Below are 18,313 nucleotides of genomic sequence, written 5' to 3' on the forward strand. Positions count from 1 at the left end.
TAGAATAATGTCAGTTGTTATGAATAAGGATTAGAGTCCGATGTGCACACCAAAGACGAACGTTCTGGCTCTGGGATACAGGTTGTTGTCGATACCCGAAACCGAAACTTCAGGATCGAGACCGCTGTACTTGGTGATCACAAACGCATTCTGCACCGTGGCATACACGCGTATATTGGCTTTGGAGATCTGCTTCACCGAATAACCCAACGTGAGGTTGTCCATGCGCAGGAAGGAGGCGTTCTCTACATAAAAATCAGAGAAGTACTGCGGCGTGTAATAATTGGCCCGCAGCGAATTCGTGATCAGGTTAAGAGGACGGAACGCATCGCCGGCACGCTGGAAGGTAGAGTTGGACGCTACGTTGTTGTAAACATAGTTTCCAAGATTCGCCCGCAACGTGAAGCTGAGGTCGAAGTTCTTGTAGTTCAACTGCGACGTGAGGCCCATCAGCACTCTCGGTGCCGGGCGGTGGAACGGGCGGAGATCTTTTTCATTGATGATGCCATCGTTGTTCTGATCTACATACATGTTGGTCTTGTCTTCGGCGCCGAGATTGTCGTTCACCGGCTTGCCATCCGGGCCCGTCTTATGTTCAAATACATAGAAGGCATTCACCGGCTGGCCTACGCGCAGGATCTCGACCTTGTTTCCAACACCACCCGAAATGTTATCGCCGGCGGCATAGCCCGGGAAATCAGGATCGTTGTTGCCATCCAGTTGCGTGATCTTGTTGGTGTTGTAGGCAGCGTTGAAGCCCACGTTCCAGGTGAGGTTTGTCGTGGAGATGGCCACAGCATCGAGGGTGAGTTCGATACCTTTGTTTTGCACTTTACCGATGTTGGTCAGGATGGTGTTCGTGAGGTTGGCACCGGGTGCCACTGCGCGGGTGAACAACAGTTTGTCTGTATTCTTTTGATACACTTCGATGGATCCCGAAAGTCTGCCTTGCAACACACCAAAGTCCAAACCGATGTTGGAGGAAGCCGTTTGTTCCCACTGCAGGTTCGTGTCATAACCCGAAGGACGGATGGTGGTGTAATAGGCACTACCAAACTGATAATTCGCTTGCGGATCGCTTGGCGTGTAAGTGCCCAGGTAGCGGAAATTCCCAATGTCCTGGTTACCGGTGATACCGTATCCCGCGCGCAATTTCAGGTCGCTGAAGATGTTCTGGTTTTGCATGAAGTTCTCGTTCGCAATTCTCCAGCCCACAGCAGCCGAAGGGAACGTTCCCCATTTGTTGTTGGGACCAAAACGTGTAGACCCGTCCCGGCGAAGGTTCACGGTCAACAGGAATCGCTCATCATACGCATAGTTCACCCGCCCAAAGAACGAGATGAGCCGGTTCTCACCCAGCGATGGGATGGCCGTTGTGCTCAGGGGATCGAAAGGTATGGTCTTGCGTGCTACACCAGGGTTGTTGTAGCCATAGATGTTCGTGCTCAACTGGGTAGCCGTGTAGCCGTGATTCTCTGCATAGAAGCTTTGCCACGAATAACCACCCGTGACATCCACTTTACTTTTTATGGACTTGAGGTCGCGCGTGTAGTTGATGTAGCCTTCAAACAACATGCTGTTCTTGTAGGGATTCTGGATCACTACTTTGCCGGTGTCAGGACTGTTCTCTGCTTTGAGTGTACTCGGCAGGAATTGCTTGCGCTGACCGCGGGTCACATCATAACCCAGGTTGACGTTGAAACGCAAACCGGGAACAACCTTCACTTTATAGTCCAACTGAAGATTGCCCAAGCTGCGCAACACCGAGCCCACATCCTGGCTCTGCATGAGGCTGGACACGGGGTTGTTGGGTGAGTTCACTTTGGGCACGCGTTTGCCGCCGATGGAATCGTAGTATTCATAGTAACCACCAAAAGGGCTCTTGGCATCATACACCGGGTGCGAGGGATCGTAAGAAATTGCGGCACCGATGACATCGGCTGAATAAAAGTCTTCCGTCACAGCACCTTTCACGTTCACATCGATCTTCAACGCGTCGTCCAGGGCGAGTTGAGAGAAGTTCACGCCGATGTTGGTCTTTTTGGTGTAGGAGGTCTTGATGATACCATCTTGTTGGAGATGGCCGAGTGAAATGCGGTAGTTCGTTTTGTCGGTACCACCCGACAACGAGAGGTTATGGCTCTGCCCTACCGCCGTTTGAAAGATCTGGTTTTGCCAGTTGGTGTCATAGGCGCGGTCGGCCACATCGGCCGCCTCGGGATTGCCCATGTACTTCAGGTTTTGCGGTGCGTAATACGTCACAATGGAACGGAACTGGTCAGCGTTGAAGACGTCGTATTTCTTGGCCACGGTTCCCACCGATACAAACCCGTCATAGCTCAATGTCGGAGTGCCACTCTTGCCACGCTTGGTCGTGATCAGAATAACGCCGTTGGCAGCACGCGATCCGTAGATGGCTGCCGCAGAAGCATCCTTCAACACGGTGAACGTCTCGATGTCGTTGGTGTTGATAAAGTTGAGCGGGTTGCGGCCGGCGGCGGTTCCATCCGAGACCACGGGAATGCCGTCTACAACATAGAGGGGTTCGTTGCTAGCGTTGATCGACGTACCACCCCGGATGCGGATGCTCGAGCCCGATCCTGGCTGGCCATCCGACGGCGAGATCTGAACACCGGCCACTTTGCCGGTCATCAGCATGTCGGGTGAAACGATGGCTCCTTTATTAAAAGACTTGGAATCCACCGTGGCTACCACACCGGTCACATCCTTCTTTTCCTGCTGGCCATAGCCCACCACCACAACTTCCGAAAGCGAGGTGACATCGACCTGGAGCGTGAGGTTGACCGCCGACTGGCTTCCGACGATCACTTCCTGCGATTTGTAGCCGATAAAGGAGAAAATGAGCGTTGCGTTATCGGTAACGCTGATAGAATACTGGCCATTGGAGTCGGTGACCGTTCCGTTGGAGGTTCCCTTTTCCAGGATGTTCACCCCCGGCAAGGAAGCACCGTCCTCGGCGGAAGTGACCTTACCTGTTACGACCTTGCTTTGTGCCCACGTCAATGTGCTGGTAAGGAGCAACATCGCCGTCATCCACGTAAATCGTGTTGTAAACAGTTCTCTCATAGATTTAGATTAGGTTAAGTTTTTTTGTTTGCGGTTCCCGAAAAGGATCCGGGGTTCGACAGTCTGGAGCCTGGCCGCACCCGTTTGAATTCTCTTAGGAAACGATTGCAACGTACCACTCGCGGGAGCGAGTGTCGGCCCACTTTGAGCAAAAATGGAAGGAGGATACAACGGAGGGGGTGCCGCTTTCCTAAAGTACTGATAATCAAATTATTGAACGAGATGTGAGCAGGTTCCATTTCCTAAAGTGGAACCTGATTTTGGGAGGGTGATTGGCGTGAAAACGGGAAAGTGGTACGTGGTTCCGGAATCGATCCCGCAAGTTTAGAACAACAAAGTTTAGCAGCCAGCCACGGACTCCCCTACTCACTCGCTTTGCTTTCCAAGATCAGGTTCCCATCATTATCATACACCTTGGTCCGCACCAGCTTTCCTTTGAAATATTCATTATACATCCCAACGACTATTTTCTGCTTTTGCGAGTCGGATTTCGGTGTCCCATAGTCAAGGACCCTCATATTGTATTCCATCACCAGGGCCGTGTCCATAAAAACCTCAACATGCTGGATGAACTGTTGATCTATCATTTTTGAGGTGCATTTTTTCTCGAGGTAGTAGGTTTCTGCCTGGCCCTCATAGTACCGTACCTTTGACAAGGTGTTCCCTTGTCTATCGTTTTCCGTACTGTCTTTTACGCGATAATTAGTCGTGATTTGACCCTTTGGCCGGGTCAGGGTCACCCAGATTCCAATCTCAACAAAATTAAAGACCTCCGGATTTTCAGTTTTTAAAATTCGCAGTGTTCCCTTCAGCATCCCATGCCACAAGTTCTTGTCCATCGGGTCGTACAACTCGATGTTTTTCGTTATCTCTCCCGTTCGATTGATCTCGTTCTTTTCATCCGGTGTCAGCATTCTCGCATAAATAGCATGTTGTGGATCCTGATATTTCCTGGTCATCGCGCAAGCGCCAGCGAACAGAGCCACAAATAAAATGACCGAATAATTCTTCATAACGATTACATCGCAATATCGCAGCCAATTAAAAAACTAACCCCCAACAAATTCCTTCCTCATCCACCCCTCGTTTTAACCCCAACTCCCTATTCCTTCAACGTATTAAAAAACGCACTCGGCGTTTGGCTCGTGATTTTCTTAAAAGAACGATTAAAGGCAGTCTTCGAATTGAATCCCACATCCAGCGCGATCCCCAGGAGGGTATAATTCTTGTATTGCGGATCCTCCACCCTACGTTTGAATTCATCGATACGGTAGGTATTTATATAATCGAAGAAATTCATACCAAAACCACTGTTGATCACTTTAGAAAGAATATGCGGCTGAAGCTTAAGACGCGAAGCGAGCTCAACAAGGGATAACTTCGGGTTGGTGTAAGGTTGATATTTTTCCATGTAGATGGTAACCTTCTCTTTCAGCATGTCAAGGTTTTCCATGGACACTTCCTCTTTCTCCTTACCGATGTGATTGAGGTAGTCAGCCACCTGGTGATCGAGTTCCACTTTGGTAAGTTCGTCGACTTGCGAAAGGGTTTGCGGCAAACGGAAAATGTCGGGTTCGTGGATGACGAAGTAGCCGAGGAAAAAGGTGATCACCGAAAAGGTCATCCAGAGTGTATCGATGCTGATGTCAATGACATTTGATATTTCCCATCCGAACATCCAGGCCAGCACCGCCACCACAAAAGTGACAAACCAAACGACCAAACAGGCCGCCTGGATGAAAAGCACGGTGTTGAGGTATTGCAGGTTCTGTTCGTAAGAGTTGCTGTTCTGGTAGTTCACCTTATAAAAATTGATGGCCCCCAGGCATTTCACCCAATAATAAATATTCAACCCCAGGGCTACCGACGACATGCAAAAACGGATGATCCGCAACTCGGACTCCGGCTCGATGAGCTTGGCCTGGAAGGCGGGCTGGTCCATCAGGAAATAGACCATGTAGACAAAAAACTGGACAAACACCGGCACGTAAAAGACCAACCGAAGCTGGTTTCGCGACTGGAACAACAGGCGCTGGATATAGGCATAGAACAGCGGTGCGTAGACAAACAAAATAAAATCCGGTATCAACTGCAGCTTCGGCAGCGTGTGCTCCACTTCCGGGTAGCCCGACACCACTTTAATCAGGAGAATGGCCGACGTGAAGCCGATCAGCAGGATGAGCCAGCGGTTAGCCTCCCGGTTGTATTCCTGGATGGTGGGGATGGTGACGATGAGCAGCAACCCCTGGAACACGGAAAACAACAGCAGCAGATCGTATATGGAATAGAGCTGAAGCCCGCCGGAAATATCTTCCCAGCCTGCAATCTCCACCCTAATCTTGCCGGTAGCCGAGCGGCGGTTGGTGGACCGGTTGGCCATGGTGCGCCCCCCCGAGCTGCTCTCGGCCGATTTCCAGGTGCCGCGGGTGAACTTGTAGTCGATGCGTTCGCCGTTAAAATAAATGAGCACCTGGTAGCTGCCGTCGATCTGTTTGCGGAGTTTGTAGTTCTTGTCGCCGGGGTTCCAGTTATTGAAGTTTCCCGTCACGTAAAGCGAGGCATCAAAAGGAGTGCTCTCGGGCACCTTGTCGACAATGAGGGTGTATTCGGGTTGCTTCTCCCACCCTTCTATGACCACGCGCACCAAGTGCGGATTGTCTTCCAACTGCCGGTTGTAGACGCGGTTGGGCAGGATCTTGCCGTCGGCATAGCCCTCCACAATTTGCCATCCGCCCTGTGTGAATTTGTATTCAAAACTGGTAAGCGTGTCCGGGAGATCGAAATAGTAGACACCGTCGGGGCGCCGGGTGAGCTTGAAATTTTCCTCGCCGGGACTCCAGTTGTTAAAAGTGCCGGAAATGAAAAGGCTGGAATCTTTCAGAATAAATTTGGGGTGCTTTATGACCTCTATGCGGATTTGCGCGCGCACATGAAAGGAAATCAACACCAGCAAAAGCACAGGCAGGCAACGCCACAAAGGGCGGTCTATTCTGCTCACGAGGTTGGTAGACGCCGGCATTTTTCCGATTAAAAACATTTCCCGAACAGCGAATATACAAGGTTTGGGGGATTAGGCGGGGGAACGCATTGAAATTAATAGCAACCGCTTTTCAGTGGCTTTTCGTTTTTCTCAGTGCAACATTCTGGTACCTTTGAGCGTCTTAGCAACACAAAACCGGCCTGCTTATGTTCCGCAACTATTTCAAAGTCGCCATCCGAAATCTACTCCGCCAGAAAGGCTTTTCGTTCATTAACATCTTCGGCCTGGCGCTGGGGATTACGTGTACGGCGCTCATCGGGATGTGGGTCAATGACGAGTTGAGTTATGACCGGTTCCACAACGACTATGAACGGCTATACCGGATCACGGCAACCCTGCCCGAGATGAAAGTGCATGCCGCCGTAACCCCTGCCCCGCTGGCACAGGCAATAAAGAACGAGATCCCCGAGGTGGAAGATGTGGTGCGCATCTCCAGCGTGAATCGCGAATTGATCCAGGTGGGCGACATCAAGTTCGAAGAGGATGGTCTCGTCTTTGCCGATTCGAATTTCTTCAAGATGTTCAGCTTTCCCTTGATCAAGGGCGACCGCGAAAAAGCATTGCTCAATCCGGAAGGCATTGTGATCTCCGAAAAAATGGCCCTCAAATATTTCGGCACCACCGACGTGCTCGAAAAAACCATCCGCAAAGACAACAAAGACGACTTCACGGTAACGGCCGTTATGGCCAACATCCCCGACAACTCGCACCTGCATGTTGATTTTGTCCTGCCCATGCGCTTCCTGGCCCGCACAAACGACGACCTCAAAAAGAACATTTGGGACAACTACAACTGGTATACCTACTTTAAGCTGAGCAGCAAAGCCCCGCAGTCGAAGGCGGCCATCGAGGACCTGGAGAAAAAGATGCAAGCCGTCTATAAGAAAAACGAATCGGTACTCAAAGTAAGCTTCGTGTTGCAACCCCTGGCGAAGATCCATCTCTATTCCAATTTCCTGGCCGACCTTGCCGGTCATGGCAACGCACAGAACGTATACATTTTTATGGTGGTGGCCGTCTTTATCCTGGTGGTGGCGTGTCTGAATTTTATGAACCTCGCCACAGCACGTGCCGCCCGGCGGGCAAAAGAAGTTGGGCTGCGCAAAGTGGTGGGCGCCATCAGGCCTCACCTCGTGGGACAGTTCCTCGCCGAGTCGTTGATCGTCGCTTTGCTTTCACTGGTGCTGGCCTTGCTCCTCATCTATCTCGCACTCCCCTATTTCAATACGCTGGGTGGAAAAAATCTGGCCCTTGACTTTACGAACGTGAGACTCATCACAGGCCTGTTGGGTATCACGGTCATCACCGGGTTGTTGGCGGGAAGTTACCCGGCACTCTACCTCTCGGGATTTCTTCCGGCCACCGTGTTGAAAGGAAATTTCAACGGTGGCGGCTCCGGAAGTTTGTTCCGGAACACGATGGTAGTGATCCAGTTTGCCGTATCGATCTCGCTGATCGTCGGCACCGCGATCGTCTATCGCCAACTGAAATACATCCAACACATGAACCTGGGCTACGACAAGGAAAACCTGCTGTATGTGCCCATGACCGGCGAGATGTGGGGCAAATACGAAACGATGCGCACCAAGCTCGCCAGCAACCGGCTGACCAGCCAATATTCGTTTATCTCCGGACTGCCTACGTCTTCTTCCGGCGCCACGGTCAGCGTGGAGTGGAAAGGAAAGGACCCGAACTCGCAACCCCTGTTCTACAACACGGCCATCGACGAAAATTTCGAGGAGGTTTTTAAGGCTACCTTCCTGGAAGGACATGGCTATACTGAAAATGCCAAAGCCGATTCCACGAGTATCGTCGTGAACGAAGCGGCACTAAAAACGATGGACATGACGCTGGAGTCCGCCGTCGGAACCAGGATCACGGTGTGGAATAGAGAGCTGACGATCATTGGAGTGGTCAAGGATTTCAACTTCAAACCCGTTCAGGAGCCCATCGGTCCGATGTTCCTGAATCGCAATACCTGGGGCGGATATGCCATCGTCCGCACGCTCCCCGGGGAAACGGACAATACCATCAAGGTGCTGGAGCAAATGTGCAAAGAGATCAATCCAAGCTATCCCTTCAACTACAATTTTGTGGACCAGGATATCGCCAAATTATACACATCCGAGCAACGGTTGGGCAACCTGTTCAACGTCTTTGCCGTGCTGGCCATTGTGATCTCTTGTCTGGGATTGTACGGCTTATCAGCCTATCTCGCCGAGCGGCGCACACGCGAGTTGGGAATACGCAAAGTGCTTGGCGCTTCCGGGTTCCAACTGGTTTACCTGCTGTCGGCTACCTTCACCCGCCCCATTCTCATCGCCACGGCCATCGCGGTGCCGCTGGCCTGGTACGGCATGAGCCAATGGCTTGACGGCTTCGCTTATCACGTTGCCATCGACTGGACGATCTTCCTCATCGCCTTCGTGTCGGCGCTGATCATCGCCTGGCTGACGGTGAGCTTTGAATCGATCAAAGCAGCGACAACAAATCCAGTGACGTCGTTGCGATCGGAATAGAGTTTTTAGGATTGCGGCGTGGAAAAAACTTTTACCGCAAAGGATTTTGATGTGCGCTTATTTTGTCGTGAGACCAACGCCGTACCTGTAAAGAGGAGAGCGAGAAAAACGCGTTAGCCGACGAAAGCATGTCGGTATTAGAATTTAAAAATCCTTCTCACCAACTTGACCAGCGCGTATGCGCCTACCATTAACCACGCAGCTATTAGAATGATTTTGATAATTTCCTCCATCACTTAAAATCCCCTTCGTCCCCTTTTGAATCGATCGTTTGGTATGTTTATGCTATCATAAAACGATCGGACTGCCGCTGTCCGTATAACAGCACCGATGGTTGTGTAGTTTTTGGCGTTGTTGAGATCCATTTTCAGTAACTGTTATTCGTTCAACGATTCTTGCAAAATGTAGTTGAGATGCTGTCCATCCCCTTCTGTATGCCGGGCGATCCGGGTCGGCTTTTTTTGATAGCCGTCGATCCACTCATAAACTTCAACCATCGTACGCCTTCTTTGTTCCGGTCAAATCACTTTCTCCAAAAAAAGAACACACCAATGGCAATCCCCATGATCAGGGTTCCAAATACAGCAAATACAATAAGCGTCAGAGCATTTTTCATAAACGGGGATTTAGAAAACGATATATAAAAAGGGCCTCTCGTTCTACGAGAAATTATTTACCCTCAATTCAAAATTTCCTGCGCAGCGCTCTAGCAGCAGCCCTGCGAAGATTGAAGATACAAAAAACCAGTTATTATCTCTTTTTAACTTTTTGCACCTGCCCAACAAAATTTAGAACAACGGATCGTGACGCGTGCTCCATCTCCTGATGGCGTGTCGAGAAAATCAGGTAAGCCCTTGGACTCCAAGGGCTTATTTTTTGATTTCTGTGGCAGAGAGAGAGGGATTCGAACCCTCGATGCGGTTGCCCGCATAACGGTTTTCGAGACCGTCTCATTCGACCACTCTGACATCTCTCTGTGTGGTCTGACCCGCCAGCCGGCGGATGAGGGTGCAAAAATAAAAACTCCCGCAGGCTTTGCGAGGATTTTCTAAAAAACCTTCGCTTAATTTTTACTCGAAGCGCAGCGACTCGATGGGATCGAGGCGTGAGGCCCGCTTTGCAGGGTAGTAGCCGGAGATAACGCCGACAAAGATACAAACGCCCAGCCCCCACAGCATCGTCATCCACGGCATCACAAACGTGTTGATGCCCATGAGCTTGGCCAGCAGGTTGCCGATGAGGATGCCAAGGATAACCCCCGAAATACCGCCCAGCAGACACACCACGATGCCCTCGATGAGAAACTGCTGTCGTATCCGCAAAGGTGTGGCGCCCAGGGCTTTGCGGACACCCACTTCGCGCGTGCGCTCAGTCACCGACACGAGCATGATGTTCATCAGGGCAATGCAGGCGCCCAACAGGGTGATGAAGCTGATGCCAAAGCCGCCCATGCGCAAGCCGCCGATGATGCTTTCCATTTCCTGGGCCAGGGTTTCGCTTTTCTCGAGGTCAAACGAGTTGGGCTGTCCCACCTGGTCGCGGCGGATAGCGCGCATGATGCCGGTGGCCTCGCCCATGGCGTATTCCATCTGGGATGGATCGGAAATACCGATGGTCATGTCATACCACAGGCCGCGGCCTTTGGCCATCTGATTACCCTTGATAATGGGCATGAGCACCATATTATCGTAGTTATTCTCGGAGAGCTCACCCTTTTCCTTCATCAGGCCGATAACACGGAATTGCACACCGGAAATGGAGATCTCCGTGCCGATGGGCTCTTCTCTTTTTCCATAAAGGGAGGTGAACACTTTGTGGCCAATGATGGCCACTTGGGTTCCGTATTCCATTTCAAGTTTCGAGAAATTACGGCCTTGCTCGATCTCCAGGCCCTTTATGGGCAGAAAATCGGCATTAACCCCCTGAACCTGGACGTTGGGGTTGGTCTTTTTGGAAAGATGCTTCACTTCGGCGAGCTCGGTCACGAATGCCGAGAGGCTGATGGTGGAGGGCACTTTATATTGGTCGATAAAGCGAAACGCTTCGCTCATGCGGATCTGGGGGTATGTTTTTTCCTTGAGGCCCTGGCGATTGGAGTTCCGGTTGGTCTTGGAATGGATGTCGAACGTGTTCACGCCCAGGGAGGCCAGGCTTTCGTTGACGGAATATTCGATGCCGTCGATGGCCGTGAGGATGCCCACCAGTGACATGATGCCGATGGCCACGATGAGGGCCGTGAGGACCGAGCGCAGCAGGTTGGCTTGGATGGAGCGAAGCCCCTCTTTTATATTTTCAATCAGGTTCATGAAACTGTCTACAATTGTGTTGTGTTACAATACGTTGATAAAGTACCCCCCAATGTTACAGCCGGAAGCCGATTTTTTAGGGTGAGGCCCTATTTTTGTGCTATTCCGTCAAAAATGTCGAAGCAGCGAAGTAAATTTAAGTTCTATAACGGGGTTTGAGTATGAAGCGTAGCGTGTTTTTCCTGTTTTTTTTGGCGGCCTACATCACGGCCCACAGCAATTCCATTTTCATTCCCATGGATGAAAAACAGTCCAACCACCTGAAGGCCTATGGCATTGCCTATTGGATCTTGCGCAGCGACATGCAGGTGGACTGGTTGCTGAACTACCGCGGCGGCAGTTTCATGTGCGACTATCACCCCGCCATCCAAAACGAGTTGATGGTGCGCGGCGTAAGCTTCGAGATCATCTCCGACGCCCAGACCAACCAGATCATCTCCGAGATCGCCAGCCCGGCCATGAACTATGACCTCATGAAGCTGGAGAAATATCCCCGGATCGCCGTCTACTCCCCCAAGACCAAACAACCCTGGGACGACGCCGTGACCCTGGTGCTGACCTACGCTGAAATTCCCTACGACATTGTTTTTGACGACGAGGTGATGAATGGTATGCTAACCAAATACGACTGGCTGCACTTACATCACGAAGATTTCACGGGTCAGTACGGCAAGTTCTATGTGCAATACAGCAACATGCCCTGGTACATCGAACAGCAAAAAGAAGCCGAAGACCTCGCGCGAAAATTTGGCTTCCACAAAGTGTCGCAGCTGAAGCTGGCGGTGGTGAAAAAGATCAAAGAGTTTGTGACCTCGGGAGGATTCTTGTTTGCCATGTGCTCCGCCACAGATACATACGACATTGCCCTGGCCGCCGAAGGCCTTGACATCTGCGACCGCATGTACGACGGCGACCCCGCCGATCCCACAGCGCAGGATAAATTGAAATACGAGAACACCTTTGCCTTTACCAATTTTCGTTTAGAGCGCAACCCGCTCCAATATGAATTTTCGGACATCGACAACCAACCCAACGAGCGGGGTCTGCGCCAGGACAACGACTACTTCTCGTTGTTCGAGTTCTCAGCCAAATGGGACCCGATCCCCACGATGCTCACCCAAAATCACACCCGCGTGATCAACGGTTTCTTTGGCCAAAGCACAGGATTCAAGGAGAACCTGATCAAACCCGACGTGGTGATCATGGGCGAAAACAAATCAATCAAGGAAGCCAAATACATCCACGGTGTCCTCGGCAAAGGCTTCTGGACCTTCTACGGCGGACACGATCCGGAAGACTATCAACACCAGGTGGGCGAAGAACCGACCGACCTGAATCAACATCCCAATTCGCCAGGCTACCGTTTGATCTTGAACAACGTGTTGTTCCCGGCGGCGAAGAAGAAGAAACAAAAAACCTGAGAGACATCATGTCGCAGGCACGCGTTTTCTAAATACCTACGCCCGCAGTTCAAGACATCCCGAATTTCGAGTGCAGAGAAACTGGATGTACTCCGCACTAGCTAAAACGAACCCCGGCAAACACCGAGAAGCTCGTTGCCCACTTTCAATGCAATCACCACACAGATCCAGTGCGCTCTCCACGGGATTCCTTGGGCCTCATACGAAGATCGAGGAAACGCGTGTCTGCGGAATGACGTGCTCTCTTGCGCGCGAAGTACTTAACGCTAATGAATCCTATCCCCTCTCACGCCCAGTCCTCGCATAATCTCCGCCTCCGCTTCCAACCACTCGCGCCAGCGATGCATGACTACATCTTCCGGAAGGTATTCCTTCGCTAAATGCAAAAAGGTTTTATAGTGACCCGCCTCTGAGATCATCAGTTCATGATAGAACTCCGAAAGCTCTGGATCGGGAATGTGTTTCCATAGCACTTTAAACCGCTCGCAGCTGCGGGCTTCGATAAGTGCGTTGAGCAGTAATTTCTCCACCAACTGTTGTTCGCGGCTGCCTCCTTTTTTGACGAGCTTGAAGAGGGCCTCCACATATTCGTCTTTGCGCGACGGCCCCAGCGTGTAGCCGCGCTTCTTCAATTCGGCCAACACCCGCTCAAAGTGACTCCACTCTTCGGCAACGATGGGCGCCAGCACCTCCACGAGTTTTTCGCGATCGGGATGCAGGATGATGAGCGAGATGCAGGAAGACGCTGCCTTCTGTTCACAGTACGCATGATCCACCAGGATGTCGCGAATGTGCTCTTGCGCGATATCGATCCACCGCGGGTCGGTGGGGAGTTCAAGTCCTAGTGTGAATTTATCTTTGCTTTCCACGATTCTTTTAATTTACAACTTCCCTGCGACTTAATCATAGAACGACCAGTCGAATCCAAAATCAAGGATCGGGCGTTGGCCGGGGTATTGTGGCGTGGCCATATAGCCCTCCTTCGTGAACGCCTGGATCAGGTTGTTGTACTTCAGGAAGATGCGGCCGCGTTTGATGCGTGCGCTAAAGAACAGGTCGATCAGCGGAAAACTGGGGGACGTGAAGGATTGCTGCGTGTAGAATTGCTGGGTGGGTACCCAATAGCTATTGGCAAAGTAGTCGGACTGAAAATGAAAATCGATCCCGCCGTGCATGTCGAGGTTGCCGTTGAAGAAAATGTTTTCGTACGACAATTGGGAGTTGACAAACACCGCCGGCAATTGAATCGCATTGTCCGCATTCTTAAGGACGCGGGTGTACATGAACTGTGCATTGAAATGAATGTGGCGGGCCATCACCAACGACACCTTTACTTCGGGCGACACAATGACCTGGCCGTCGGAGGTTTGAAAGGGTTGAACCACCTGAACAGTGTCTTTGACGGCGTCGGGGACTTCTTTAAAATAGACATAGTTGTTCAGCGTGGTAAACGTGAGCCCCGGCGAGAGTTCGAACGACGGCGATTTGTAATGAATATAGCCATTCACCTGGGTCATGTTCGTGCTGTTGAAATCGTTGGTCCACACATTGTACATGCCCACATAAGATTGCGTGAGATACGAGGGCGAGTACTGCATTTGTTTTAGCGAAGCTTCAAACCACCTGCTCTTAAGGGTACCTTCGATGCGGTAGTTACCATTCTGCTGCACTTCCACCCAGCCCCCGAGCTCACCAATAGAATCCAGTGCCAACTGCATCCTTCCGCCGATATAGCTCTCTGCGGCCGTATAACTGTTTTGGATGTAAGTGCCCCCCCGGTTTGTGTACGACACATTCCGCAGGGCGTAATACCCATTATAAAAAAGCTTTAACAAATTACCCTTGATACCCAACTCATTTCGCAAAGCCTTGAACTTCGCATAGTCGTTCGTCGAGTCATTCACGATGTTGACAAAACTGCCGTAATAACCTTTCGGCTCCGAGGCCACGACGTCCACAAAATTATTCCCTTGCCGGTAGCGATCGAAGATGTGATAGACCTGCAGGGCCGATCCCACTTTATATTGGTGGTAGAGGTGAACGTTCATGCGCAGGTCTTCGCTGATGGCTTCATGCAGGCTGGGTTGCGCGTCGGTGGAGAAATAGTCTTTATACGTAAAATTTTCGCCTTGCAGAATGCCGCCGTATTCTGCGGCATCGTGTTTGGAGCGTTGAAAGTTGAAGAACAGCCGGTAACTACTGTCTGGCGTTTCATAGGTTGTATAGAGATCGTAGTAGGTAGCCTTCACGTTGCGGTCGCCTTTGCTGGCGCGCTGGACCTGCTTGTCGATGAGCAAGGCCCGGTAGTTAAACCCGATATTCCAATTGGGTTTGATGTTGCGGCTAAAGGTGATCTTCGTCGTGGAGCGCCCCTTTCCGCCAAGGTTCACCCGCATGTTAGAGTAGGGCGACTTGGTGTCGAAGTAGCGGATCTTTTCAGCGTCCCAATACACATCGTAGGCGGTAAACCCCGAGGTAGCCCCGATCATGGTGGGGGGCTTGAAGTAGATCGACTTCATCGCCGTAGCGATGTTGCCAAGATCCTGGTAGAAGTAATGATTCTGCTGCATGTACGTCCACCGGTGAAAATTGCGGATGGCCGTGTCGATGGTGGAGAACACCGTGCGGTTATAGAAGAAGTCCTGCTCATAGTAATAGCGCGACGTCTTCGGGCCATAGACCTGCTTGGTGGTGTCGTCGATGATGCGCGACCCCCTGCGGCGCGTGGGGGCCTGGTCCTGGGCCGCTGCTTGAAAGACGATAGCAGCCAAAAAAAGCAAGGTCAGTATTGGGCGAAAAAAATGCACGGGCAAAAATAACCGTTGCGATGTGTGGATAGCGGGATTCAGGAAATTTTTTATCTCAGGCACGCTTCAAATGATTTAGCACGATCTCATCAAAATCCTGTCCATTTTTGATGAATTCCACTTCGATGGGCAAATAAAACAGCGGAATTTTTTCGATCGCCTCCCGAAAGGCCGGCGATACGAGCTTGACCTTGTCCTTTTCGGTGGTGAGAAAACTTGCCTGGGGATGCGCTTTTAGGGCACCGGCGAAGTCCTCCAGGTCAGACGCCCGGTAGGTATGATGGTCTGTGAAATCGAAATGCTTTACCAGGTTAAAGGTTTGTTTTAAATAGTGAACCAGGGGCTTTGCGTTGGCAATGCCTGTGACAAGCACCACGTCATCGCCAAGCTTCTGCGCCCGCGTCGTAACCGGCATGGGGCTGCCATAGCGAACGTGGGTGAAGAACACCGGCTTCTCCACATACCGGCGCACCTGCTGGTCGATGTCCATCATCTCGTCGTCTGAGATTTCGGGGGGACATTTGGTGACCACCACCACATCGGCCCGCGTGGCGCCGTGACGTGATTCCCTGAGTCGGCCAGCCGGTAAGAGCAGGTCCTCATAAAACGGACGGCTATAGTCCGACAGGAGAATGTTCAGGGAGGGTCTCACCTTCCGGTGCTGGTAGGCATCGTCGAGCAGGATGATCTCTGTGTCGGGATGATCTTGAAGAATGTTGGGGATAGCCAGCGCGCGTTCTTCGCCTACGGCAACGGTGACGCGGTCGCCATATTTTTGGTAGAACTGTGTGGGTTCATCGCCCAGGGTGGCGGCGTTGTCGCTGGGGCCGGCGATGCGAAAGCCGGTGGTCGTCCGACCATAGCCCCGGCTTAGAGTGGCCACCTTACGGTTAGGGGCCAACAACCGGATGAGGTATTCGATCAGCGGCGTTTTGCCCGTACCGCCAACGGTAAGGTTGCCCACATTGATCACGGGCAGCTCGAAGGTGACGGAAGGCTTTAGCCCGCGATCATACAGCCGGTTGCGCAGACCGGTGATGAAGTTGTAGGCCATGGCCATGGGATAAAGCAAAATGCGGAGAAGGATCATGGCAGTCAAACTGATTTTTTAGAATTCATCACTGCTTACTTATTGACCGGAAGAAGCTATTTTTAACCCCTAACCCATGGCGTCCGAGTGTCGAAATTCATGAACGCAAGTATAAAAATAAAAGACGTAACCATAACGCTCGAGGCCCTGGCACCCCGCGGATACCAGGAAAACTATGACAACGCAGGCCTCCTCACCGGCAACGCGAACGCCGATTGCACGGGGATCCTGGTCACACTCGACTGCACGGAAGCCGTCGTGCAAGAGGCCATCCAACAGGGATGCAACCTCATTGTGGCACACCACCCCATCGTCTTCAAAGGATTGAAAAAGCTCACCGGCAACCACTATGTGGAGCGGGTGATCATCGCCGCCATCAAGAACGATATCGCCATCTATGCCATCCACACCAACCTCGACAACGTCATGGACGGGGTGAACCGGAAGATGTGCGAGCGCATTGGCCTGAAAAACCTGAAGATCCTGGTTCCCAAGACCGACACCTTGAAAAAGCTGGTCACCTTCATTCCCAAAGAGCATGCCGACGCCGTGCTGTCGGCCCTCTACCAGGCTGGGGCGGGCCAGATCGGCAACTATCAAAATTGCAGTTTCCAGGTGGCGGGCATGGGCACGTTTATGCCCGGCGAGGCGGCCACACCGCACATCGGAAAAACGCACGTCCAGGAAACGGTGGAAGAGATACGGGCGGAGGTGATTTTCCCCGTGCCGCTGGAGGGTGCGGTATTGGCGGCTTTGCGAAAAGCGCATCCCTATGAAGAAGTGGCTTATTATTTGAGCGTGCTAACCAATGAAAATCAAGAAGTTGGCTCGGGGATGACCGGAGAGTTGGAGACGCCCATGGAACCTTTGGAATTCCTGCAAGGTTTAAAAGTACGTATGGAAGCCCAAGTGATCCGCTACACCGCATTCTCCCGCCCTTTGATAAAAAAAGTGGCCGTTTGCGGAGGATCAGGCAGCTTTCTGCTTTCGAAGGCCATTCAGGCCGGGGCGGACATTTTCATCACTGCCGACTTTAAATATCACGAGTTTTTTGATGCCGACGGGAAAATTATCATAGCCGACATCGGGCATTATGAGAGCGAAGCTTTCACCAAAGAACTTTTGCAGGAGGTTTTACGGAAAAAATTTCCTACTTTTGCGATCAATTTTTCAAAGACTGTCACGAATCCAATAAGCTACCTATAAAGAATGGAAAATCAATCAGTTGCACAGAAGCTCGAAGCGCTTGTTAAACTCCAATTCATTGACACAAAGCTAGACGAACTTAAAAAGCTCCGGGGCGACCTTCCCGACGAAGTCCAGGATTTGGAGGACGAAATTGAGGGGTACAAGACGCGCCAAACGCGATACGAAACTGATCAGAAGGACATTGAAGAAGGTATCAAAAAGTACAAAGAAGGTATCAAGGAAGCCGAAAAGCTGATCAAGAAATACACCGAACAACAGAAAAACGTTAGAAACAACCGCGAATTCGACGCCATCACCAAGGAAATAGAGCTTCAGGAGCTGGAAATCCAGATCTGCGAGAAAAAGATCAAAGAAGGCAAAGACCAGATCGGCGACAAAAAAGACGAGATCGAAAAGATCAACAACCAGATCAAAGAACGCGGCGAACACCTCGACAACAAGAAAAAAGAACTTGACGGCATCCTGGCCGAAAGCCACGAAGAAGAGAAAAGACTGTTAGCAGAACGCGAAAAGGCTACCAAGAAAATCGAAGACAAACTCCTCAAATATTACGAACGCCTCCGTACCAGCCTCACCAACGGCCTTGCCGTAGTGCGCGTGGTACGCGGTGCCGCCGAAGGATGTAACATCGTGATCCCTCCTCAAAAGATCGCCGAGATCCGCGAGAAAAAGAAAATTGTGATCGATGAGCATTCCGGTCGTATCTTAGCGGACGTTGACATGGACTCTCTCGATGAAGGTGACAAGCCAAAAACTGCTAAAGTGGCTACTCCAGCCCCTACCAGAAGAAAAAAAGTTGAATAACCTTTTCATATCTCATTGCCAAAAGGCAGG

General features: G+C 51.3%; 11 protein-coding genes and 1 tRNA gene. 4 read left to right on the forward strand and 8 right to left on the reverse strand.

What is annotated here, in order from left to right; genetic code table 11:
- Positions 1–30 precede the first annotated feature (30 nt).
- The 3 genes from D4L85_RS27820 to D4L85_RS27830 all read right to left on the reverse strand — a co-directional run bounded on the left by D4L85_RS27820 (position 31) and on the right by D4L85_RS27830 (position 6,124).
- On the reverse strand, positions 31–3,087 hold the full coding sequence (locus D4L85_RS27820) for a SusC/RagA family TonB-linked outer membrane protein (protein WP_119757378.1): 3,057 nt from the start codon (positions 3,085–3,087) through the stop codon (positions 31–33).
- Between the two features lie 362 nt (positions 3,088–3,449).
- Positions 3,450–4,100, reverse strand: a complete 651-nt coding sequence (locus D4L85_RS27825) for a hypothetical protein (RefSeq protein ID WP_119757379.1) — start codon at positions 4,098–4,100, stop codon at positions 3,450–3,452.
- A gap of 89 nt (positions 4,101–4,189) precedes the next feature.
- Positions 4,190–6,124 carry a helix-turn-helix domain-containing protein gene (locus tag D4L85_RS27830; protein ID WP_119757380.1) on the reverse strand — a complete coding sequence of 645 codons (1,935 nt, stop codon included), beginning with the start codon at positions 6,122–6,124 and terminating at the stop codon, positions 4,190–4,192.
- 149 nt (positions 6,125–6,273) lie between these two features.
- On the opposite strand from D4L85_RS27830, the gene D4L85_RS27835 reads away from it, so the two are divergent.
- A complete protein-coding gene (locus tag D4L85_RS27835; protein ID WP_119757381.1) occupies positions 6,274–8,646 on the forward strand; it encodes an ABC transporter permease in 2,373 nt (790 codons plus the stop codon).
- 886 nt (positions 8,647–9,532) lie between these two features.
- On the opposite strand, the gene D4L85_RS27840 is transcribed toward D4L85_RS27835, so the two are convergent.
- Both D4L85_RS27840 and D4L85_RS27845 read right to left on the reverse strand, forming a co-directional pair.
- A tRNA-Ser gene (locus tag D4L85_RS27840) sits at positions 9,533–9,622 on the reverse strand.
- A 94-nt stretch (positions 9,623–9,716) separates the two neighbouring features.
- On the reverse strand, positions 9,717–10,952 hold the full coding sequence (locus D4L85_RS27845; RefSeq protein WP_119757382.1) for an ABC transporter permease: 1,236 nt from the start codon (positions 10,950–10,952) through the stop codon (positions 9,717–9,719).
- A 161-nt stretch (positions 10,953–11,113) separates the two neighbouring features.
- Between D4L85_RS27845 and D4L85_RS27850 the strand changes: the two genes are divergently transcribed.
- Positions 11,114–12,373 (forward strand): asparagine synthetase B, encoded by a 1,260-nt coding sequence (locus D4L85_RS27850; RefSeq protein WP_119757383.1) that lies wholly within the window; start codon positions 11,114–11,116, stop codon positions 12,371–12,373.
- Positions 12,374–12,639: 266 nt separating this feature from the next.
- Here the strand turns inward: D4L85_RS27850 and D4L85_RS27855 are convergent, their stop codons facing one another.
- The 3 genes from D4L85_RS27855 to lpxK form a co-directional block, all read right to left on the reverse strand.
- Positions 12,640–13,242, reverse strand: a complete 603-nt coding sequence (locus D4L85_RS27855) for a MiaE family protein (RefSeq protein ID WP_119757384.1) — start codon at positions 13,240–13,242, stop codon at positions 12,640–12,642.
- Between the two features lie 30 nt (positions 13,243–13,272).
- A complete protein-coding gene (locus D4L85_RS27860) occupies positions 13,273–15,144 on the reverse strand; it encodes a putative porin (RefSeq protein WP_160144046.1) in 1,872 nt (623 codons plus the stop codon).
- Between the two features lie 91 nt (positions 15,145–15,235).
- Entirely contained in the window at positions 15,236–16,270 is a 1,035-nt protein-coding gene (gene lpxK, locus D4L85_RS27865) for a tetraacyldisaccharide 4'-kinase (RefSeq protein WP_119757386.1), read from the reverse strand.
- Between the two features lie 99 nt (positions 16,271–16,369).
- Between lpxK and D4L85_RS27870 the strand changes: the two genes are divergently transcribed.
- Both D4L85_RS27870 and D4L85_RS27875 read left to right on the forward strand, forming a co-directional pair.
- Positions 16,370–17,476: a Nif3-like dinuclear metal center hexameric protein gene (locus D4L85_RS27870; RefSeq protein WP_119758972.1), complete on the forward strand. Its 1,107-nt coding sequence runs from the start codon at positions 16,370–16,372 to the stop codon at positions 17,474–17,476.
- Between the two features lie 3 nt (positions 17,477–17,479).
- On the forward strand, positions 17,480–18,283 hold the full coding sequence (locus D4L85_RS27875) for a zinc ribbon domain-containing protein (protein ID WP_119757387.1): 804 nt from the start codon (positions 17,480–17,482) through the stop codon (positions 18,281–18,283).
- The last annotated feature ends 30 nt before the right edge of the window (positions 18,284–18,313 follow it).

It is taken from the genome of Chryseolinea soli, assembly GCF_003589925.1.
In the GTDB taxonomy this organism is placed as follows: Bacteria; Bacteroidota; Bacteroidia; order Cytophagales; family Cyclobacteriaceae; genus Chryseolinea; species Chryseolinea soli.